This is a genomic window from Pseudoalteromonas sp. MQS005 (assembly GCF_001661605.1).
GTDB lineage: Bacteria > Pseudomonadota > Gammaproteobacteria > Enterobacterales > Alteromonadaceae > Pseudoalteromonas > Pseudoalteromonas tetraodonis.
In genome coordinates this window covers 12,777-35,067 of sequence record NZ_LYRQ01000021.1, presented here as the reverse complement: position 1 = coordinate 35,067, position 22,291 = coordinate 12,777, and the positions used below count along the sequence as shown (strand labels likewise).

General features: G+C 44.5%; 19 protein-coding genes. 12 read left to right on the top strand and 7 right to left on the bottom strand.

What is annotated here, in order from left to right:
- Positions 1-2 precede the first annotated feature (2 nt).
- From A9479_RS09315 to A9479_RS09295, 5 genes are all read right to left on the bottom strand, one after another.
- On the bottom strand, positions 3-245 hold the full coding sequence (locus A9479_RS09315) for a YdcH family protein (protein ID WP_064663274.1): 243 nt from the start codon (positions 243-245) through the stop codon (positions 3-5).
- Positions 246-682: 437 nt separating this feature from the next.
- Positions 683-886, bottom strand: a complete 204-nt coding sequence (locus A9479_RS09310) for an AlpA family transcriptional regulator (protein ID WP_055647226.1) — start codon at positions 884-886, stop codon at positions 683-685.
- Between the two features lie 88 nt (positions 887-974).
- Positions 975-2,201: an integrase arm-type DNA-binding domain-containing protein gene (locus A9479_RS09305; RefSeq protein WP_064663273.1), complete on the bottom strand. Its 1,227-nt coding sequence runs from the start codon at positions 2,199-2,201 to the stop codon at positions 975-977.
- 14 nt (positions 2,202-2,215) lie between these two features.
- A complete protein-coding gene (locus tag A9479_RS19935; RefSeq protein WP_197487251.1) occupies positions 2,216-2,359 on the bottom strand; it encodes a hypothetical protein in 144 nt (47 codons plus the stop codon).
- A gap of 125 nt (positions 2,360-2,484) precedes the next feature.
- Positions 2,485-3,459, bottom strand: coding sequence for a ParM/StbA family protein (locus A9479_RS09295; protein WP_025441391.1), 975 nt, complete (start codon positions 3,457-3,459; stop codon positions 2,485-2,487).
- Positions 3,460-3,940: 481 nt separating this feature from the next.
- Between A9479_RS09295 and mobI the strand changes: the two genes are divergently transcribed.
- Positions 3,941-4,366, top strand: coding sequence for a conjugative transfer protein MobI(A/C) (gene mobI, locus A9479_RS09290; protein WP_064663271.1), 426 nt, complete (start codon positions 3,941-3,943; stop codon positions 4,364-4,366).
- A 10-nt stretch (positions 4,367-4,376) separates the two neighbouring features.
- Here the strand turns inward: mobI and umuC are convergent, their stop codons facing one another.
- Both umuC and umuD read right to left on the bottom strand, forming a co-directional pair.
- Complete coding sequence (gene umuC, locus A9479_RS09285) at positions 4,377-5,645, bottom strand: translesion error-prone DNA polymerase V subunit UmuC (RefSeq protein WP_064663270.1); 1,269 nt, start codon at positions 5,643-5,645, stop codon at positions 4,377-4,379.
- 7 nt (positions 5,646-5,652) lie between these two features.
- Positions 5,653-6,102 carry a translesion error-prone DNA polymerase V autoproteolytic subunit gene (gene umuD, locus A9479_RS09280; protein ID WP_064663269.1) on the bottom strand — a complete coding sequence of 150 codons (450 nt, stop codon included), beginning with the start codon at positions 6,100-6,102 and terminating at the stop codon, positions 5,653-5,655.
- 655 nt (positions 6,103-6,757) lie between these two features.
- On the opposite strand from umuD, the gene A9479_RS09275 reads away from it, so the two are divergent.
- The 11 genes from A9479_RS09275 to A9479_RS09225 all read left to right on the top strand — a co-directional run bounded on the left by A9479_RS09275 (position 6,758) and on the right by A9479_RS09225 (position 22,263).
- Positions 6,758-7,663, top strand: coding sequence for a 3'-5' exonuclease (locus A9479_RS09275; protein ID WP_064663268.1), 906 nt, complete (start codon positions 6,758-6,760; stop codon positions 7,661-7,663).
- Between the two features lie 360 nt (positions 7,664-8,023).
- Entirely contained in the window at positions 8,024-9,415 is a 1,392-nt protein-coding gene (locus A9479_RS09270) for a transposase (protein WP_231893558.1), read from the top strand.
- A gap of 29 nt (positions 9,416-9,444) precedes the next feature.
- On the top strand, positions 9,445-9,735 hold the full coding sequence (locus A9479_RS09265) for a hypothetical protein (protein WP_064663267.1): 291 nt from the start codon (positions 9,445-9,447) through the stop codon (positions 9,733-9,735).
- Between the two features lie 317 nt (positions 9,736-10,052).
- Complete coding sequence (locus A9479_RS09260; protein ID WP_064663266.1) at positions 10,053-10,991, top strand: WYL domain-containing protein; 939 nt, start codon at positions 10,053-10,055, stop codon at positions 10,989-10,991.
- Positions 10,992-11,060: 69 nt separating this feature from the next.
- Positions 11,061-12,635: a type I restriction-modification system subunit M gene (locus tag A9479_RS09255; protein ID WP_064663265.1), complete on the top strand. Its 1,575-nt coding sequence runs from the start codon at positions 11,061-11,063 to the stop codon at positions 12,633-12,635.
- Complete coding sequence (locus A9479_RS09250; protein WP_064663264.1) at positions 12,632-13,927, top strand: restriction endonuclease subunit S; 1,296 nt, start codon at positions 12,632-12,634, stop codon at positions 13,925-13,927. Before A9479_RS09255 ends, A9479_RS09250 begins: the two co-directional genes overlap by 4 nt.
- On the top strand, positions 13,927-14,976 hold the full coding sequence (locus tag A9479_RS09245; protein WP_064663263.1) for a virulence RhuM family protein: 1,050 nt from the start codon (positions 13,927-13,929) through the stop codon (positions 14,974-14,976). Before A9479_RS09250 ends, A9479_RS09245 begins: the two co-directional genes overlap by 1 nt.
- Positions 14,976-15,971: a Fic family protein gene (locus A9479_RS09240; RefSeq protein ID WP_064663262.1), complete on the top strand. Its 996-nt coding sequence runs from the start codon at positions 14,976-14,978 to the stop codon at positions 15,969-15,971. The genes A9479_RS09245 and A9479_RS09240 overlap by 1 nt, the downstream gene beginning before the upstream one ends.
- 63 nt (positions 15,972-16,034) lie before the next feature.
- Entirely contained in the window at positions 16,035-19,148 is a 3,114-nt protein-coding gene (locus tag A9479_RS09235) for an HsdR family type I site-specific deoxyribonuclease (protein ID WP_064663261.1), read from the top strand.
- Between the two features lie 103 nt (positions 19,149-19,251).
- Positions 19,252-20,511, top strand: a complete 1,260-nt coding sequence (locus tag A9479_RS09230) for an SIR2 family protein (protein ID WP_064663260.1) — start codon at positions 19,252-19,254, stop codon at positions 20,509-20,511.
- 12 nt (positions 20,512-20,523) lie between these two features.
- Positions 20,524-22,263, top strand: coding sequence for an ATP-binding protein (locus A9479_RS09225; protein WP_064663259.1), 1,740 nt, complete (start codon positions 20,524-20,526; stop codon positions 22,261-22,263).
- The last annotated feature ends 28 nt before the right edge of the window (positions 22,264-22,291 follow it).

Below are 22,291 nucleotides of genomic sequence, written 5' to 3'. Positions count from 1 at the left end.
AATTAATTAGCATCCGTTAATTGTTGATGTAGCCAATCTTTTAATACCATTCTGTCGTGTTTTAACTGCTGCATGGCTTCGTCATCTATGGGTGAGTCTTGTAGCTCAAGTACTCGAATTTCTTTATCGATTTCATTGTATTGTTTTGCTTTGGTTGCAAAGTTTTCATCGTTTGCATTAAGTTTTGCAATAGTTAGCGTGTAATCAGGAAAATCTTTAGTTAATGAATGGTCTTCGCCTAACATAGGTTACTCCTTAAATGGCTGTTGCATAATGCACGTCACGTTATATAAAAATGCTCAGTGACTTGGGGTGTCCCCATACAACAGAGCTTGGGCTGATCTAAAATAAATCAACCGTTATTGGTTGTTAGTGTGTCTATTTATGTTTGCTGGGCTGCAAAACACTGACACCTGCAAAGGCTTCAGTTAGAATATGCCTGCGACAGGCCCTAATTACTTTGAGTACTTTATTACATGCTTTTAATGATCGATAATCTGCATGAGTATCTAGCGCGGTGTATAAACGTCCAGTAGTCACAAGTCATTTGGTTGATTACAAAACGTTTTTTTCCTGTAGCGGTTATTGCGATCTAGCACCATCTTGATAAATTGCGGGTATGAATGCGGGTATGAATGCGGGTATGAATGCGGGTATGATTCTGGCCATACCCGCACTATCTTTAGTTACTGGATGCATAGTGTTGAGTATATGATGCTCTGGTATTTATCCAGTTGGTAATATCCTGCTCCTTCCACCCCACAGCCCTTTGTCCAAGCTTGATGTTGAGCGGAAATTCTCCAGTCTTCATGAGTGCATAAATTGAGCTTCGACTGAAACCAGTTAACTCAATGACTTGGGGTAAACGTAAAATTCGATTATCCATGACTAACTCCTAATGTTTAATTCAGGAGTATTATGAAGTGTTAGGATAGCCAGTGCTGGTCAGCAAGATGCAAAAATTCATCACTTAATCAATCAACCTCCAGTACCTTAGATTCGATTTCATCTAAATAATCCGCCCACCATTGCATCATCTCTCTGCGCTTAGATAGATACTGAGCATGGTTATAAGCTTTTACTACAGAATTTCGTTCGGCATGCGCGAGTTGCCTCTCAATAATTTCGTGTGGCCATTCGTGCTCATGAAGCACTGTTGATGCCGTACCCCTGAATCCATGCGAAGTAATACGGGCTTTATAGCCCATGTACTCTATGGCTCTATTTATCGTGGTGTTGCTCATCGCCGTATTTGCAGTAGAGCGATTTGGAAAAATAAAACCAAATGGCCCTGTAAAAGTTTTAAGCTCTCTTAAAAGTTGCATGGCTTGTTTGGATAATGGTACGACATGGGGCTCCCGCATTTTCATACGTTCGCCAGGAATTCGCCATATCGCATTTTCTAGGTCAAACTCATCCCAAATTGCAAGACGTAGCTCGCCGTTTCGAACAAAGGTAAGCAGTAGTAACCTCAATGCAATTATGGTTTGTCGCATTCCTCGTTCTTCATAGGCGTTTAACGCTCTCATAAAACCGCTTAGTTCTGGGCCTTCTAAATGAGGGTGATGCCTGACTCTCGGTCTTGTAATAGCTCCTTGAATGGGGGCTGCTGGATCGTATTCAGCCCTTAATGTTACTACTGCATACCGGAAAATTGCTCCGCACCATTGCTTTACAAGCAATGCAATTGACGGTGATCCTTTCTTACCTTTTCTTTTATCAACACCTTGTTTCTCTATTTTTTGGACAATTACCAAAATATGGGCAGATTCAACAGACTTGATTGGCAGCTTGCCAATTGACGGAAACACATAACGCCGTAAATTGATTTCAATCTGGCGCTTGTAGTTTTCGGACCACTTGGACTTATTCTTTTCTATCCACTCATGCGCCAACGCTTGAAAGGTATTAACGCTTTCCCATTCGTTGTTAACCTTTCGAGACTGTCTGATTGTCGTTGGATGTTTACCTTCTTTTACTAGTTCAGTCGCCTCTTGGCGCTTAATTCTGGCTTCACTAAGGCTAATTGTAGGATAATCACCAATTGTAAAAATGGTTTCTTTCCCAGCAATGCGATACCGGTAACGCCATTTTTTTGCTCCTGATGGTTTAACTTCTAAATACAGACCTGCGCCATCGGTTAATTTTTGTATTTTTTCGGTAGGTTTGATATTTCTGCATTTTGCATCTGACAACTTCATAAATACCCCCCTAATTAGTCAAACCGAAGTTTTGATTTTAATGATTGTTTACGTGATTCTGCTTTGGGTTCTGGCGCTGTACTCACAGAAGTAATTTCAACTTCTGGAGCATGGCCATCCACCGGTGCAGATGACGTGGATAGATTGGGTTGGCTCATGTGAATTAAGCCAAAGGTGGCCAGCATCCGCAGACGCTCAGCGCGTTCCCGTGGTGGCGTCTTTTCTAATTCTTTAAGCAGTTCAGGGTGGCTCCCTGGGGGAATGTTGACGACAACTCTCATGATCAGGCCCCATAAAACCAGAAGCCTCGGACGTTCGCCAAAACAGACTGTTCCGGGACGATGATCTTGCTTCGTGAAAAAATCTCCTTGGCCGCTTCCTTATAAGCCAAGGCTCCACCTCCGGCGATCAATACCAAGTCTGCATTGATGCTTTCGTCACGCATAGATTGGCGCATGGCTGTAAGAGCAACAGGCGCTACCTTTTTCATGGCAGCATTTAGATAAGGTGAAATATCGACTTTTTCTCCAAACAGCAGAACCTGCAAGTCGCCGGTTCTCATGGCTTTTTCAAGTCGATCCATACCTACTTTGGCACCGTGATCTTCCGAAATCAGCTTATCAATGGTTTCCAGTAGCACGGACATTGCCTGAAGACTGGTTCCTGATGAGCTGTAGCGAATTTCTCCGGCCTCAAGGGCAACCCAGTCAACAGAAAAAAAGCCAGGGTCTATAACGACGACGCGACCTTCTTCAATCAAGCCCAAATCTCCACCTGTTTGAACCAGATCCATATAGGCACCGGCAGGCTGCGGCAGCACTTTGACATCATGAACTGTGATGCTGCGCTTAGGCGTCACTTGATGGACACCTTTTAAACGCTGCACAAGGTCAGACTTACGTTGTGGTTCATGAAACTGGGAAACCGGTAATCCAGTGACAACCAAATCGATGGATTCTGTTTCAGCCATTAACAAGGCGGCATGAAAAAGCGCCTTATAGGTTTTTGTGGTGGGATACTCCGGGTGAAGCTCTCGTTCCCAGCCTTGAAGGCGTCCAGCAGGCACACCAGCGGCCCAACGCTCATTATCGACAGATACATACAAACAAGTGTCATCATCGCCCCCTCCGATACGCTCTGGCATACGATCCGCAGGACCGGCACCCGCAGGCAGAATAATGGTTTTCGGTTCACTGCCTGATTGGCCAATTGCCAGCTTCAGGTTCGAGTAACCGATATCTACGCCTAGTACAAACATACTTATCTCCTGTGCACTCAAAGTGCTCTAACGGTTTTCAATCAACCGCACTGGTCACGCTTGGGCTTTTCCAAGTGCTCTGGCGGTTCACTCAAATGTCATTATCAGGATTCGGTGCACTGGCGGTGGGCAGAAAGGTGACAAATCCTTTCATCTATCTGCCTATTGCATTTTCGCAAAAGTATGAGAATAAGCACTGTTTGGCGGCTGATGACATAAGCAAAAAATCGAGACGCCAAACATAGTTTGCATTCTGGTCTTGATTCGCCAAACGGTTTGTCGCTTCGCGGCGATTCGTCTTTTCAGGCTTTTTTATGTGAAATCGGGCTGTATCCCTTGTCAGGTATGGGATTGCGCGAGTTGATTTATATCGAGACGCCAAACAGTGATTGTGACGGCAGTTTTACGTTTGGCGTTTCGATCCAAAAGCCAAACGGATAGTAGTTTTGGCTTTTGGGTTTAATTAGATGGGGAAATTGCTTTGGTAGAAATCGTCAATGAACAATGGAAATCAGAAGTATCAAATTTATTGCAGCAAGAAACGGACAGGCTAAAAGCGCTGGCAAGAGCTGAAGTTGATGACTTTTGGGTTACCCATTACAAGGTTCGTGAGAATGAGCCCTTTAAAGACTGGGGGCTGCTTGGTGTCCGTATCAGAGACTTTAAGTATGGCTTTGGCATTGAGTGGTACTTAAACCGCTTTCACGGTCAGCGAGGCAAGCGTGTGGTCTTTAGTAAAGCACTGCGTGTTTCAAAGACGAAGATGAGATACTCATTTTTGGATTGCAAAGGTTGCGCCAAAGAATGGGAGCTAGCGCTGGCTATGGAGAAAGAAAGTTTACTAAGTGATATTCGCCGTCAGGTTTATAAAATCAATATGCTGCGTCGCAGTGTGAATGCCTATTGAGTCAACTGCGCTACTTCACTCGTGGTAACTGGTCCCAGCGTGTTGTATAAGCGGGAGACAAATGCTCTCGCTTCATCGACCAATCTTTCTTCGTACCTTGTCCAGCAAAGAAAACCTTTCCGGCACCGCTTTGATTAATGGTGTCCAATACAGACATTAACTGCTGGCTATTAGAGCGGGTCGATACGTCATCGAATAGTCCTGGTTGAAACATGCCTGGATCGTAAAAGTCAGACAGCATGACGCCCGCTTTGGCATAGCGAAATCCATCCTTCCAAATCCGCTTGAGTAAGTGATTGGCCAGCTCAATAAAATCCCGCGTATCGCAACTGGGGAGCAGCAACTCACCCGATGCAGAGTTGCTGTACTGCGGCTCGTTGTCCTTAAAGGGGCTGGTACGTATGAACACGGTCATCACTTTGGCTTGCTGCTGTTCTTTGCGTAGCTTCTCAGTGGCGCGGGTTGCGTATTCACATACGGCCTCACGTAACAATTCAAATTGCGTTACTTTTGCGCCAAATGAACGGCTACAGACGATTTGCTTCTTAGTTGGCGGGATCTCTTCAAGTTCAATGCACGACTCACCATTGAGCTCTCTGACGGTTCTCTCTAAAACCACCGAGAACTGGTCTCTGATGGCTCTAGGAGAGGCATTGGCTAGGTCTAAGGCTGTGGTGATACCTAACGCATTTAAACGCTTAGAAAGTCGTCTACCAACGCCCCAAACATCATCAACCGGAACTAATGCGAGCAACCGACGTTGCCGATCTGGATTGGTCAGGTCTACAACCCCTTGAGTAGCGGGATATTTCTTAGCGGCATGGTTAGCCAGCTTGGCGAGTGTTTTAGTCGGTGCAATGCCTACACAGACGCTGATCCCAATCCAGTGACCTATGCGCTCTCGCACTTGTTGTCCGAACTCGACAAGAGATATGGCTGACTCTATACCGGTTAAATCCAAAAACGCTTCGTCAATGGAGTAAACCTCTACTCGTGGTGCCATCTCTTCCAAAGTGCGCATCACTCGACTGCTCAAATCCGCATACAGCGCATAGTTGGATGAAAAAGCCAAAATGCCATGACGCTGCATTTCAGCTTTGATCTGAAAAACGGGTACACCCATTTTAATACCGAGTGACTTGGCTTCACGCGAGCGTGCTACCACGCAGCCGTCATTGTTTGACAGCACCACAACCGGCGTATCTTTTAAATCAGGACGAAACAGCTTCTCACAACTGGCGTAAAAATTGTTGCAGTCCACCAAGGCAAATACAGGCATAGGATAGTCACGACTTACGGCGCATGTTTCGCACCACACTGATGACCACACCAAATATCTCTAACTCTGTCCCTTCAGGAATATGAATGGGCTCATACGCCAGGTTTCTTGGGAGCAGCTTGACGCACGGCCTCAGCTGAAGCTCCTTTACCGTGAACTCACCATGGATGCCAGCGATGACAATGTCACCGTGTTCGGCTTGGACAGAGCGATCAACCACCAAAATATCATCTGGGTGAATCCCAGCATCAATCATTGAATCACCTTCAACACGTACAAAGAACGTTGCAGCCGGTCGCTTGATGCAAAGCTCGTTAAGGTCGAGCGTTTGCTCAACATAATCCTGCGCTGGTGAGGGAAAACCAGCAGAAACACGTTCCATGAACAATGGAATACGAAGGCGCTTGGCTTTGATGAAGGCAAGTGCGCCGCTACGGCCTATCAGTGAGACACTCATGACGAACCTCGAAAAATCATAATTAATACTGTTTGTTTATACAGTATCTAATGCTATGCTGATTTCTACAAGTAAAATTGTAGGTAAAACTGGTGTTGTTCGAGTAAGACGTTGTGTCGTGGGCGATTTCTTTTTTGTGTTGAAAAGCTTGATGTGGGGGGATGCTCGCCCTAGTCAAAGCCTGCAAGGCTTGGACATTACTGCTTCTGCCTACTGCTCTTGTTTCTGTTACTGATCCTGTTACTGCTACTGGTTAACGCATGGGTCAAGTAACCGTCAAACAAGGCTTGTTGAACCCTTTGCAAAGGGTTTACAAACAGTTAGTAAAATTCTGCTTCGTATTGAATTTACTGGTTTAAAGCGAAGTCAGGAGCATCATTAAAATGCTCAGTCGAACGCAGTTAAAGCCTTGTTCAACCGTTTCAAAAGGGGTTGGCTAAGCCATACGTAAAGGGTATCGGTAAGGGTTACCAAAAGGGTTTAGCTAAGGCTTTCTGAAAGACTTAGCCAAAGCCTTCATACATGGGTTCACCCAGTAGAAAGATTAAAAAAACGCTTAGGTATCCAAGGTGCATTTTGTACAAATGCGTTTATAAACGAACAGGGCACAATGAAATAACCCAAAGCGAACAATAGAAGTGAAGAGGAACCATCAATGACAAGAGCCCCTGCACCATTTCCGCTAGAGCGCCTCGCGGATATCCCAGAAAGACCAGAAGATTTTAGATTGCTGGAGCGTATTCCATTAACGCGTGAGCCGCAGTCCTGGCCACTTGAACTTTCTCCTATGGTCGGTGATGAACAGCCAATGGTGCTGCTCGATACAGAGACAACCGGACTGTCTGCCGATGATGAGTCCATTATTGAGCTTGGTATGGTTAAGGTGCTTTACAGCCCCTCTGCTCAGCGGATTGTGTCGATTGTTGATGTGATCAGCTTGTATGAAGATCCCGGCAAGCCAATCCCCGAGCTGATTACCGAGTTAACCGGTATTACCGATGATATGGTGCAAGGCCAGCGCATTGATGATGCACTGGTTGCGAGTTGGTTATCCGATGATCCGTTGGTGGTTGCGCACAATGCACAGTTTGATCGTCCTTTCTTTGAAATGCGGTTTGCTGCATTAGGCCATCTATCTTGGGCCTGTTCAGCCAGTGGCATAGATTGGAAGGCGCTGGGTTTTGAAAGTCGAAAGCTTGAGTACCTGCTGCTTCGCTTAGGTTGGTTTTATGAAGGACACCGAGCTGCGACCGATTGTTTGGCGATGGCCTGGTTGTTCCATTTGTTGCCCGAGTCCGTTGCAAACTTGTTGTCTGAAGCGGACAGGCGAACTGTGTTAGTTCGTGCGTTTGGTGCGCCGTTTGACGTAAAGGACTATTTAAAAGAGCGTGGTTACCGCTGGCATGACGGTGTTAAAGGTGCCAACAAACATTGGTGGCGCGAAATCAGCGAAGACGAGTTGCCGCAGGAACAAACTTACCTGGATGATTTGTATCATCGTGGCTCAGAACATGCCCACTATGACTACAAAGATGCCCGCAATCGATTTAAAGCTTTGTAGCTCTCTACAAGGTAAGCCTTGCATATTTGAAAACCTCTGGAAAATGGAAAGTGAACTTACGTTATACCCAAACTACTTGGTGTTGCAGCTAGGCGGCAAGTGAGCGAGTCCCCATGAGCATAGATCTTCTATGTGATTGGGGTGAGCGAATGCAGGTAACACCGCTGCGGCTGCAAGTAGGAAGGGTATATAACCAACAAGAGGAATCTTTCCATGTACCAAAACACCTACATTGAACATTATGCTTGCGCAATCTCGCCCTTTCAAGGGCGAGTCAAGCAAGAGGTAACTAGCTGCAAGGCAGCAACTTGCAAACGTCAAGAAGTATGATAAAATACTGTATATCCATACAGGTCATTGGTGGGGTACTCTTTGCTCACTGGTATCAAGCTCCGCGCTAACCCTACATCCAATCAAAAACTGGTATTAAGCCAGTGGATGGGCTGTGCGCGTAGCATTTGGAATGCCAAAGTGGATGAGGAAAGGTATTACCGCACTTTTGCAAGGAAGTATTACCCGATTGGTACTTACGCGCCGCTTGATCAAAAGACATCGCAGTTTAAATCGAAAGAACTATCTCCTTGGCTATACCAGTGTCCTAGCCAAATACTCCGCAATAGTGCTGTTAACTGGTATCAAACCTATCAAAAGTTCATGAAAGGCGCATGTGGACGGCCAAAGCGCAAGCCAAAAACCGACAAGGGAAGCATTTATCTTACCCGTGAAGTATTCCATTTCGACCGTTGTGAAGATGGTAATTTACGCCTGTTTATTGGCACTAAGACTAATAATATTGGTTATTTATCGTTTAAAGCGCATCGTAAGTTTGAGATCCCTAATTCGCTGTATGTGCGTAAAGAGCGCGGTCAATACACGGTGTCTTTCTGTTATGAGAATGGAAAGAATGAAGTTGAGCTATCGAGCAATGCTGAACACTTGGCGTTTCTGCAAGGCTCAACAAAAGAGTATCTGGAAGAAAGCGTTATCGGTGTAGACCGTGGTGTTGCCATCCCTGCTCATGCTGGCTCAATGACGTTCGACTTCTGTGACAATCAGAAAAAGAAGATGACCAAAGTTGATCGCTACATTAAGCGACTACAACGCAAGTTGGCGCGTCAAACTAAAGGCTCAAACCGCAGGAACAAAACTAAGCACCGTATTGCTACGCATCACGCTAAAAAGGCGAACATACGTAATGACTTTGCGCATAAAACAAGTCGTTCATTAGTCGATAGTCAAGCTAAGGTTATTGTGTTCGAGGCGCTAAGTACCTCACGCATGACGCGCAAGCCAAAGGCAAAACAAAACGAGCAAGGCCGATATGTGTCAAATAAAGCCAAACAAAAGGCAGGGCTAAACAAGTCTATTCTGAACGTTGGTTGGCACATCATAGAAACCTACACCAAATACAAGGCTTACCAAGCGGGTAAAGCCGTATTCAAAATCCCTGCTCCGTATACCAGTCAGGAGTGCGCTCAGTGCGATCACACTCACCCCGACAACCGAAAATCACAAGAACTCTTTGTGTGCGGCAATTGTGGCAATACTGACAATGCAGACAACAACGCATCATTGGTCATTAAGAAACGGGCAATTAATCTAATATTAGACACTGGAACGGTGTTGTCTGACGATGGAGTTCTAAGAACTCAGTCAGATAGTGGACGTGGAGGCAATCGTAAGACTAGCCGAGCCAAAAGCTCGACTAGCGGTGTCCAACGAAGCGTCAAAAAAGAAAAGCTAGCGGCTTAGGCGGTTATCTTGGAAGCTCGCTGCTTTAGCTGCGAGTAGTTCACTACTGGGGCGAAATCTTCGTCTCTGCCCGCATCATTGAATTTGGCATCACGTTCGAGCGCTTTCTTAAAGATCCATGGAAGCATTTGATGTCCTGTGGCCAAGAGTCTGCCCCAGACGCGATCGCTGAAGGGATGCTGCCATTGCTACCAGCCCAGGCAGAAGTTGCCAGGCGTGTTCGAGAGAGTGAGCAACGAGTCCTGATGTCTACAGAGTCGGACAAAGGGGTATCTCATCGCGGTAACATCGTGGTGCCACTGGTTCGGGTAGCGCATTGATAGCGGCTATCAGCAATGGCATGAAACAGTGTCTTCACTCCCATACCTGAGCAGCAATTGCAATCCAGATCAAAAAGTTGCCGCTTAGTCTTCCCTACAAAATAATTTGTGATAGGATGACACCTAATAAAATTAATTAGGTTGAAGCCTATTCAGTGTTTTATGGCCATCTGTCCAGCTTCAACCGGTAGAGATTGATTAGTCATTGCGGATAAAGAGCAGCATTGAGTGACACTATTCAATGTGATTACGCGATGTCGGTCCGTACTTTATAAACAGAGTTTTAAGAATCTGGTTGAATTGGATAAACAAGACGCATGACAAATGATGGTCTGAAACAAACGGTAGTGGCGAAGCCAGATAGGCTTTCGCAGATAGCGCAGTTGCCACAAGCAACCAGGGATCGCATTGCCCACATCGATTTCACCTTATTGTTTAAGGGAGAGGCGGTACGGGCGGATTTAGTCGATCGCTTCAGCATAGCCGCTGCACAAGCAACGAAAGACTTCACCCTATACCGAGAGCTTGCGCCAAGCAACATTGAGTATGACCAAAAGCTCAAATTGCATAAGCGTGGTGAAGCTTTTGAGCCCTTGTTCGACTATGACGTTGTGAGAACGCTGGCGACCATTAGCCAAGGGTACGGTGATGGCTTCACTGGAAAGGTAAAACCACCTCTGGCTTGTGAAGCGCCTTATCACCTAAATAAGCCGAGTTTATCGATAGTGGCGAAAGTCACCGAGGCCATACACAAAGGCAAAGCCTTGAGTATCACCTATGTGTCGTTATCGAGTGGTGAAACAACGCGTGAAATTGTGCCGCATACGCTGGTGGATAATGGCCTGCGTTGGCATGTTCGTGGTTTTGACCGCAAGCATGGTGAGTTCCGTGACTTTGTACTGACCCGCATTAAAGCAGCGTTTGTGCTTGAAGATTCCACTTTGTCGCCCTCTGTTATCAAAGAAAGTGAGCTCGAAACCCAAGACCGGCAATGGAACAGATTTGTAGAGCTGGAGTTAGTGCCGCATCCACGTATTGAGCACAGCGAAGCGATAGAGCTGGACTATGGCATGACGGGTGGCGTTCTAAAGGTTGAGATTAGAGCGGCAACCGCTGGGTATTTGCTTCGCCAATGGCATGTGGATTGTTCCAAAGCACACAGCCTTCAAGGCACTGAATACCAACTTTGGTTAAAGAATACTCCGACACTCTACGGGGTCGGAAATTTGAATTTAGCTCCAGGGTTTAACGAATGATGTTCGACGACAGTGAATATTGCATAACCCATAAACGAATTATGACGAATTAAAATCAGGAATTAATAGATGACCCAATCACAACAAAATGCAGGACAACAACGTGCCGAACTTCAACGCCAAATATGGGCGATTGCCAACGATGTAAGAGGCTCAGTGGATGGCTGGGATTTTAAACAATATGTACTGGGTACGCTGTTCTACCGTTTTATCAGTGAAAACTTTGTCAACTACATCACAGGCGGAGATGATAGCGTTAATTATGCTGCCATGTCTGACGATGATGAAAACATCAAGTTTGCTAAAGAAGATGCCATTAAAACCAAAGGTTATTTTCTTTACCCTAGCCAGTTGTTTAGCAATGTGGCGGCCAATGCGCATAAAAACGAAAATTTAAATACGGATTTGGCAGCAATTTTTGCGGCAATCGAAAACTCAGCCAATGGCTATGATTCAGAAAAAGACATCAAAGGCCTGTTTGCGGATTTTGATACCACCAGTAATCGTCTGGGTAATACGGTAGAGGCAAAAAACAAACGCTTAGCAGCTGTGTTAAAAGGCGTAGCTGGGCTGAACATCACTCAATTTGAAGATAACGAAAACGATCTGTTTGGTGACGCCTATGAGTTCTTAATTTCAAACTATGCCGCGAATGCGGGTAAATCCGGTGGCGAATTTTTCACCCCCCAGCACGTTTCAAAACTCATCGCACAGCTGGCCATGCACGGCCAAACCAGTGTCAATAAAATTTATGACCCTGCGGCGGGTTCGGGCTCGTTGCTGTTACAAGCCAAAAAGCACTTTGATGCCCATATCATTGAGGATGGTTTTTTTGGTCAAGAGCTCAACCACACCACCTACAACTTAGCGCGTATGAACATGTTTTTGCACAACATTAACTACGACAAGTTTAATATTCAGTTAGGCGATACCTTAACTGAACCGCACTTTTTAGATGACAAACCCTTTGATGCGATTGTCTCTAACCCGCCTTATTCGGTGAAATGGATGGGTAGCGACGACCCAACCCTAATCAACGACGACCGCTTTGCGCCCGCTGGCGTACTTGCACCTAAATCAAAAGCCGACTTTGCCTTTGTGCTTCATGCGCTAAGTTATCTCTCTGCAAGAGGCCGTGCAGCGATTGTTTGCTTCCCAGGTATTTTTTACCGTGGTGGTGCTGAGCAAAAAATTCGCCAATATCTGGTTGATAACAACTACGTTGAAACCGTGATTTCACTGGCACCAAACCTGTTCTTTGGCACCACCATTGCCGTGAATATTTTGGTGCTGTCTAAACACAAAACCGACACCACCACCCAGTTTATTGATGCCAGCGGTTTGTTTAAAAAAGAAACCAATAACAACGTACTGACTGAACAACACATCGAAGACATCATGAAAGTGTTTGCGAGCAAAGAGGACGTGGAGCACTTTGCCAAATCCGTTGATTTGGATGTGATCGCAGCCAATAGCTATAACCTATCGGTGAGCAGTTATGTGGAAGCGAAAGACAACCGCGAGTTAGTGGACATTACCGAGCTTAATGCCGAACTTAAAACTACCGTTGCTAAAATTGATGCGCTTCGTAGTGATATTGATGCCATAGTTGCAGAGATTGAAGGTGAGGAGCTTGAGGCATGAGTCAGTTGAACTATTTAGAGAAACTGCTAGATGGGGTTGAGGTTGAGTGGAAGTCCTTCGGTGAATTCGCGAAAATCCAGCGAGGTGCATCACCTAGACCTATTGCTAAGTTTATCACAGACGATAAAGATGGTGTTCCATGGATAAAAATCGGAGATACTGAGTCGGGCTCAAAATACGTTGAGCAAACGGCTCAAAAGATCACAAAAGAAGGCGCAACAAAATCTAGAGTTCTAAAAAAAGGCGACTTTATAATATCTAACTCAATGAGCTTTGGCCGACCATATATCCTAAACATCACAGGAGCTATTCACGATGGATGGGCTTCAATTAGTGAGTTTGGCGATAAATTAAACTCAGACTTCCTTTATCATTACCTGTCTTCGCAAAGTGTACAAAATTATTGGATAAGTAAAATAAATAGCGGTTCTGTAAGTAATTTGAATGCAGATATTATTAAAACTCTGCCAGTCCCCATTCCATGCCCAGATAACCCAGAAAAATCGCTGGCAATACAAGCTGAAATAGTGCGTATTCTGGACGCATTTACCGCCATGACCGCCGAGCTGACCGCCGAGCTGACCGCCGAGCTTAACATGCGGAAAAAACAATACAACTACTACCGCGACCAGTTGCTAAGTTTTGACCTGTCTGCCGATCAGGCAGGAGAGGGTGAAGTTGAGTGGAAGGCGTTGGGGGAGATTGGTCACATCGTGACTGGCCGCACTCCAAAGTCGTCAGACAAGTCTGCATGGGGTAACGATATTGATTTTGTAACCCCCAGCGATATCAAGAACGGGATGCGCAACATCACATTTCCAAGTCGTCGTTTATCAGCTGAAGGAGCAGCTTCGATGCCAAAAGTTCTGATTCCTAGTGGCTCATTGCTAGTCACGTGTATCGGCGCTGATATGGGTAAGACAGTAATTAATGCTAACGACTGCATCCCCAATCAACAAATCAACGCAATTACATTGACCGATGATAGCGTTCAAGTCGGCTACCTATTCCACGTACTGACTGCTATGCGTGAGGCACTGCGTCGGCAGGGGGAGTTGGGCGGAGGAACAATGCCCCTCATCAATAAAAGCGACTTTTCAAGGATTGTTGTTCCGATTCCTTCGCATGAAGAACAGAACCGAATAGCTACAATCCTTGACAAATTCGACGTTCTCACCAACTCCATCACCGAAGGCCTCCCTCGCGAAATCGAGTTACGTCAAAAGCAATACGAGTATTATCGTGACCTGTTGTTAAGCTTCCCTAAAGCTCATTCAGATGAGGCGGCTTAATGAGTAAAGCAAGTAAAACACCACCTACGACCATTCGTTCATCAGCTGCCGAGTATTTAACTTTTATTGCAGCTACTGGCGAAGGCGGCGTTGAAGCCATTTATGCTGATGAAGATATTTGGCTAAGCCAGAAAATGTTGGGCGTGTTGTACGATGTTGAAACCCATACCATTAATTATCACCTTAAAAAGATTTTCGCTGATAGTGAATTAGAAGAAAATTCAGTTATTCGAGATTTTCGAATAACTGCCAAAGATGGCAAGCACTACAACACAAAGCACTATAAACTGACGGCTACCATTGCCGTAGGTTATAAAGTGAATTCTGAGCGCGCGGTGCAGTTTCGTAAATGGGCTACTGAGGTGCTTAACGAATACACCATCAAAGGCTTTGCCATGGACGATGAACGTCTGAAAAATGATGGCTCGATATTGGGCAAAAAGTATTTTGAAGAGCAATTAGAGCGCATTCGTGAAATACGCCTAAGTGAGCGCAAGTTTTACCAAAAAATCACCGATATTTACGCAACCGCAATCGATTATGATGTAACTGGGCAAGTAACAAAACGCTTTTTTGCCACGGTGCAAAATAAATTGCATTGGGCGATTCACGGTCAAACCGCTGCTGAGGTTGTTTATCATCGCGCGGATGCCGAAAAAGACAACATGGGACTAACCTCGTGGAAAGCAGCACCGCAAGGAAAAATTCAAAAATTTGATGTCAGTATTGCCAAGAATTATTTAACTGATAATGAGTTAGCGCAATTGCAAAGGCTGGTTAACGCCTATCTTGATTTAGCAGAAGATATGGCATTAAGGCAAATACCCATGACCATGGCAGATTGGGAACTAAGGCTTAATCGCTTTATTGAGGCAACTGACCGCGAAGTTTTGCAAGATGCAGGTAAAGTCACCGCGACTATTGCAAAAGCGCATGCGGAAAGCGAATTTGAAAAATACCGCATTATACAAGACAAGTTGTATGAATCTGACTTTGACCGCGAAGTTAAAAAACTGCTAGGCCGAAGCAGTAAAAAGGATACAGAGTAATGGCCTATCAACCGCCGTTTACCATTACCACCGAGATTGTTAATTTAGTCGCCAAGATCAGCGAAGCCAGTGGACGTTTGACCGTTGAGTTTGAACAGGAAAAACTGTTGCGCCTGCGTAAAGTCAACCGCATGCGCACAATTCAGGGCTCGCTGGCCATTGAGGGCAACACGCTATCTGAAGCGCAAATCACGGCGATTCTTGAGGGTAAACGGGTGATTGCGCCGCCCAAAGAAGTGCAGGAAGCGCGTAACGCCATCGCAGCGTATGATGCTATCGGTAACTGGCATCCCACGGATACTAACGACTTGCTGGCCGCCCATCGGTTATTGATGAATGGTTTAATTGATAATGCAGGCCGATACCGCAATCAGGGCGTGGGTGTCATGTCGGGCGATCAGGTGGTACATATGGCACCACAGGCCGACCGAGTCCCCGTATTAATGGGTGAATTGCTGGCTTGGCTGCGCACGACGGACATACATCCATTGATGGCGAGTTGTATTTTTCATTACGAATTTGAGTTTATTCACCCGTTTGTTGATGGTAATGGCCGCATGGGACGACTATGGCAGACGCTGATTCTATCTAAATGGCAGCCCATCTTTATTAATATCCCGGTGGAAAGTTTGGTGCATCAGCATCAGGAGGCGTATTACCTTGCTATCCGCAACAGTACTGCCCAAACGGATTGTTCGCCGTTTATCCGATATATGTTGCAGATGATACTGGATGCCATTGAGGACAGTACTTCCCGTCAGTTTGAAAATGCGGGTATAAGTGCAGGTTTAAATGCGGGTTTAAAACTGTCGCCGCTGGATCACGCTATCCTCGAGTTGATAAAAGCAGACCGCTATATCACCAATGCCATGCTAGCCGAACAAACAGGAAAGGCAGTCAGTACCATTGAGCGCCGTATTAAAAAACTGAAAGAGAATTTATTTTTAAAACGGGTCGGTGCCAAAAAAACTGGCCATTGGCTAGTACAAGAATAATGCGATGCAGTGGCTGGTTCCATTTTGGAACACACCACGGCTAACAAAAAAGGATGTAAACGAATGACGACTTATAAAGCGGTGGCAGAATCCAATAACTTTATTGTGTTAGATAAATACACCAAAGACTGGAAAGTAGCAGAAAACTTTCAAAGTGAAGGTGATTTAGAACGTGAGCTGATTCAGGACCTAAGCAACCAGGGCTATGAGTATTTACCGGCGCTAACCACACCTGACGCCATGCTGGCGAATGTACGCAAGCAGCTACAAGCCCTTAATAAAGTCGAGTTTACCGATGCCGAGTGGGCGCGCTTTTGCGAGCAATACTTAAACACCCCAAGCGATAATATTCTCGACAAAACTCGCAAGGTGCACAGTGACTATATCTTCGATTTTGTCTTTGATGATGGCCATATCGAAAACATCTACCTGTTCGATAAAAAGACCATTGCTCGCAACAAAGTGCAGGTCATTAAGCAGTTTGAGCAAACGGGAAGTCATGCCAATCGTTACGATGTGACGATTTTGGTCAATGGTTTGCCTTTGGTGCAAATTGAACTGAAAAAGCGTGGTGTGGCGATCCGTGAGGCGTTTAACCAAATACATCGCTACAGCAAAGAAAGTTTTAATACAGAGAACTCGTTGTACAAGTTCTTGCAGCTGTTTGTGATCTCGAATGGCACCGACACGCGCTATTTTGCCAATACCACCAAGCGCGACAAAAACAGTTTCGATTTTACGATGAACTGGGCGAAGTCAGACAATACGCTGATTAAGGATTTAAAAGACTTTACCGCCACTTTTTTCCAGAAAGAGACCTTGCTTGAAGTGATCTTGCGTTACTCGGTGTTTGATGTCAGCAATACCTTACTTGTAATGCGCCCCTACCAGATTGCGGCCACTGAGCGCATTTTATGGAAGATAAAGAGCGCGTTTAACGCTAAAGACTGGGCTAAGCCAGAGAGCGGTGGCTACATTTGGCACACCACGGGTTCAGGCAAAACACTCACCAGCTTTAAAGCGGCACGTTTGGCCACCGATTTAGACTGCATCGATAAAGTATTTTTTGTGGTGGACAGAAAAGACCTCGACTATCAGACGATGAAAGAGTATCAGCGCTTCTCGCCTGATAGTGTGAACGGTTCAGACAGTACCGCAGGGCTTAAGAGTAACCTGGATAAAGACGATAACAAGATTGTCGTCACCACAATCCAAAAGCTCAACAACTTAATCAAAAGCGAAAGCGATTTAGCTATATACAACAAGCAAGTCGTTTTTATTTTTGATGAGTGTCATCGAAGCCAGTTCGGTGAAGCGCAGAAAAACCTGAAGAAGAAATTCAAAAAGTACTACCAGTTTGGTTTTACCGGTACGCCCATTTTCCCTGAAAACGCCTTGGGTGCTGAAACCACGGGCGACGTTTTTGGTCAACAGTTGCACACGTATGTGATCACCGATGCCATTCGTGATGAAAAAGTACTCAAGTTCAAAGTGGACTATAACGATGTTCGTCCGCAATTTAAGAGCATTGAGACTGAGCAGGATGATAAGAAGCTTAGTGCCGCTGAGAATAAGAAAGCGTTCTTACATCCAATGCGCATTGGTGAAATCTCGCAGTATATTCTGAGCCATTTTAACCAGAAAACACATCGAGCCTATTCTGGTGCCAAAGGGTTTAATGCCATGTTTGCGGTAAGTAGTGTTGATGCAGCGAAAGCCTACTATGAAACCTTCAAAACATTGCAGGCCGAGGCCGAAAATGGACCCACAAGTAAGCCTCTGCGCATTGCGACTATCTTCTCATTTGCAGCCAATGAAGAGCAGGACGCCATTGGTGATATTTTAGATGAGAGCTTTGAAGTAAGTGCCATGAACAGCAGTGCGAAAGAATTTTTGAGCGCCGCGATTAACGATTACAACGCCATGTTTAAATCTAACTATGGCGTGGACAGTAATGGTTTTCAGAACTACTACCGTGACCTTGCCCAGCGCGTGAAGAATCAAGAAATAGATCTGCTCATAGTGGTTGGTATGTTTTTAACGGGCTTTGATGCGCCTACGCTCAATACCTTGTTTGTTGACAAGAATTTGCGCTATCACGGCTTGATGCAGGCATTTTCTCGCACTAACCGCATTTATGATGCGACGAAGACCTTTGGCAATATTGTTACCTTCCGTGACTTGGAACAGGCAACCATTGATGCCATCACCTTGTTTGGTGACAAAAACACCAAAAACGTGGTGTTGGAGAAGAGCTATAAAGAATACATGGAAGGCTTTAACGATATTGCTACTGGCCAAGCGCGTCGAGGTTTTATTGATATCGTCAAAGAGCTGCAAGAACGCTTTCCAAATCCAGAAAATATTGAAAAAGAACAAGATAAAAAAGAGTTTGCCAAGCTATTTGGTGAATACCTCAAAGCAGAAAATATTTTACAAAACTACGATGAGTTTGCTGGATTAAAAGCACTGCAAAGCCTAGATACCAGTGATGAACAAGCTGTTGAAGCGTTCAAGTCAAAGTACTATCTGGACGATGCTGACATCGAGGCAATGCAAACCATCGATATGCCGAGCGAACGTGCTATTCAAGATTATCGCTCTACCTATAACGATACCCGCGACTGGTTGCGACGCGATAAAGAAGGTCAGGACAAAGATAAGTCAACGGTAGACTGGGACGATGTGGTCTTTGAAATTGATTTGCTTAAATCCCAAGAAATCAACCTCGATTACATTCTTGAACTGATTTTTGATCACAATAAGAAGAACAAGAGCAAAGAAGGCTTGATTGAAGAAGTTCGTCGTATGATCCGCGGTAGCCTTGGCAATAGAGCGAAAGAGAGCTTGGTGGTTGATTTTATTAACCAGACAAACCTAGATGAGATCAATGACAAAGCCAGCATTATCGACGCTTTCTTCAAATTCGCCCAGGCGGAGCAGAAGCGCGAAGCCGATGCCATTATTGCCTCTGAAAAGCTCAATATCGATGCTGCCAAACGTTATATTGCGTCATCACTCAAACGTGAGTACGCCTCTGAAAATGGCACTGCACTTAATGAGGCGCTGCCCAAACTTAGCCCATTGAACCCACAGTACCGAACCCAGAAGCAAACGGTTTTTCAGAAAATTGCCGCTTTTGTTGAGAAGTTTAAAGGTGTTGGTGGGCAGATATAAGTGTTATTACGTGCTGTTCAGGAAGGAAGTTAAATAGCGCAAGCGTCTGAAATTTATTGATTTCTAGGCTGGTTGTCTTTTACGTGGAAGGTGAATTAAAAAAATGGAAAATGAAAACATAGTAAGGTTTTTGTCATCAGACATAAAAAGGAACTCCGCGTCTTCGAAGAGAGAGCCAATCGAAATTGATCTTTCTAATGATGACTTAGATGACGAGCTGGCCACATTTTTTCGTTTTATCAATAAAGTTTTAGATACTGATAATTTAGTCATACTGGCTGGCTCAGGCACGTCTTTAACATTTAATAAGCCTTCTCAGCAGAATAAAGCGCCTATCGCTCCAAGTATGTGGCACCTTTGGGACTATTGTAAAAAAGCAGATGAGAATCTTTTTCAATTGGTTTTGAGGGCAACAAATTATGATGCCCTTCAAAAACATCGTGAAGCAAATGGAGATGCAAAGCCAGACATTGAACTATTATTGTCTCTTTGCGATTCCTCTTTAGCCGTTGGGAACCTTTCAAATCAAAGAATTAATCAAGTAAGTAAGTTCCTTGAGCAAGCCAAAAACATAATTTTAGCTAAAACTACCTTTACTGAATCGATCCCTGAATCAGACTGGGTTAGTCATGATAAATTTATGCGTGCAGTAGGTAGAAGGAGTGCTCAGCAACAACGACTTAAACTTTTCACGACTAATTATGACTTGGCTTTTGAGCACGCTGCATCAAATACTGGTTTTGTTGTTATTGATGGTTTTGAGTTTTCTAACCCCTCTTTTTTTAATCCTATGTGGTTCAAGTATGACATAGTGAACCGTGGGCACTCTAAGAGCAGTGAAGGCGCATACATATCCAATGTGGTTCAGCTATATAAGATGCATGGCTCTGTGGACTGGAGAAAATTTAACGGCAGAGTTAGAAAGCTAGGTGCTGATAGCAAAATTGGTGAACCTGTTTTTATCTATCCAAGCAGTAGCAAATATCAGACATCTTATGATTCTCCTTACTTAGATATGATGACTTCTTTTTTGGAAGTAGTTAAACAACCAAAAACGGCTGTACTGTGCCTAGGTTTTGGTTTTAATGATAAGCATATAAATAATGCGCTGACTATGGCGCTTAGGACTAACCCTGAGTTTATGCTGATGGTTGCAACGAAAGACCCATTCAGTGTAACGGGTTCATTCAATGATGAAATTAGGAATCTGCTAATGGCAGCTATTGACCATGGGGATGGTAGAATCGCGATAATGGATTCAACGTTTAAACAGTTTTCTAGTCTGCTACCTGAACGAAGATCAACAACTCCCGAGGACGAACTCTTCAAAGCATTTGAAAAAATCACTGCGAGTATTAAATAAGGGAGACTATTCATGGAGCGGAAAAAGTGGTTTTCCCCGTACGATCCAACAAGACGGATTGGTAGCGTCATTAGCGTATCTGCAACCGAGCTTATCATTAACTTATCTAAAGCGGGATCTGGTGAGCCCAGTTGGTCATTCGGAAATCGAATAGCCGCTGGTGAAGTAAATGAATTTGTATTCATCGACATAGGTGAAACAGCGATACTTGGGCGCTTAGTGAAAGTGTGGATTGAGGGTGGAGAGAGATTAAGTGTTGACGGTTTGGCGGATAAACCATCCGAAAATCACCCAATTGGACTGGTTCAATTATTAGTGAGTTTGAACCCAGCTAATGGTCGTAACTACAAAGGAATTAAACAGCATCCGAGATTAGGTAGCCAAATATATTCAGCTCACCCGTATCTGGTAGCAATAATCGCTGAAGGTAAACAAGATGAGGAACCTGGCCAAATCCATTTACCGTTAGCTTCACTTCCGCATGATGAATCCGTAACTGTTCACGTAACCCCTGAGAAATTGTTTTCACGCCATTGCGCTATTTTAGGAGCAACAGGTGGCGGTAAAAGTTACTCGATGACAAACATCATCGAGCAAGTGATTGAGGCCGGAGGAAAAGCAATTATTATTGACCCCACGGGGGAATATGAGTCACTTGGCTGTGATAGTTACTATGTTGGGAATCATGCAAAAGCAACTCCATTTAATCAGTTAACTTTTCCACATTGGCAGTTTACAGACTCAGATATTAGAGCCTTTTTAAGGCCTTCAGCGCAAAGCCAAGCGCCTAAACTGGAGGTAGCTATCGAGAGCCAGAAAATAGTGTGGCAATTTTGGCAGCAAAAAAACCATAGCCTTGTGATCACTCCAAATTATCTTTTGAACAAATCTGGTCAAGCAAAGGCACCTTACGAAGCCGCTCTATTATCTATGAGTAGCTCTATTCAGACAGCTCCATGGAGGTTTAAATACATTGCCGACCAGATTGTAAATGAGTGTGTTTGGCCTACTGGCGGTACTTCTAATAATCCTAACCCTACTATATGGGGGGGGAGAGCTGATAATGATGTTGGCCACTGTTTAAACCTGATAGCTCGGATTAAAGCCTATTCAAACAACCCAAATTTAAAATGGATGATTGATCCCGACGATAGATTAAAGACATTACCTACTCTGATTGATGAGTTTTGTTCGCCAAAAAATAGTAATAATGTTTTGAGATTAGATCTTTCTGAAGTTCCATTTGAAGCAAATTCAAGAGAGATACTTGTTAATGCCATTGGTAGGAAGTTGTTATCTTTAGCCAGGCATGGTGCAATAAATCATGGTGCACCTCTATTGGTATTTATTGATGAAGCTCATCAATTTCTCAATAAGCGAATTGGTGAAGAAACGAACAGGTTTGAGTTGGATGCCTTTGGGAATATTGCTAAAGAAGGTAGAAAGTATGGTTTAAATACCATCATTGCTACTCAGCGACCACGTGACATTCCTGAAGATGTTTTAAGTCAGATTGGTACACTTATTGTGCATAGGTTGACCAATCAGCTAGACCAAGAGATTGTAAAAAAAGCTGTTGGTGCTATTGATCAACGTTCAGCATCTTTTCTCCCTGTATTGGGTCAAGGAGAAGCGTTGTTGTTGGGAGTCGATTTCCCATTTCCTATGACTGTGAAAATGAAACGTCCTGCAAATGCGCCAACTTCGAAAAGCGCTGGCTTTTCTAAAAGTTGGAAACCTTTGCAAAATTAGTTTCAATTAAGACAAAACTGCTTCGCCA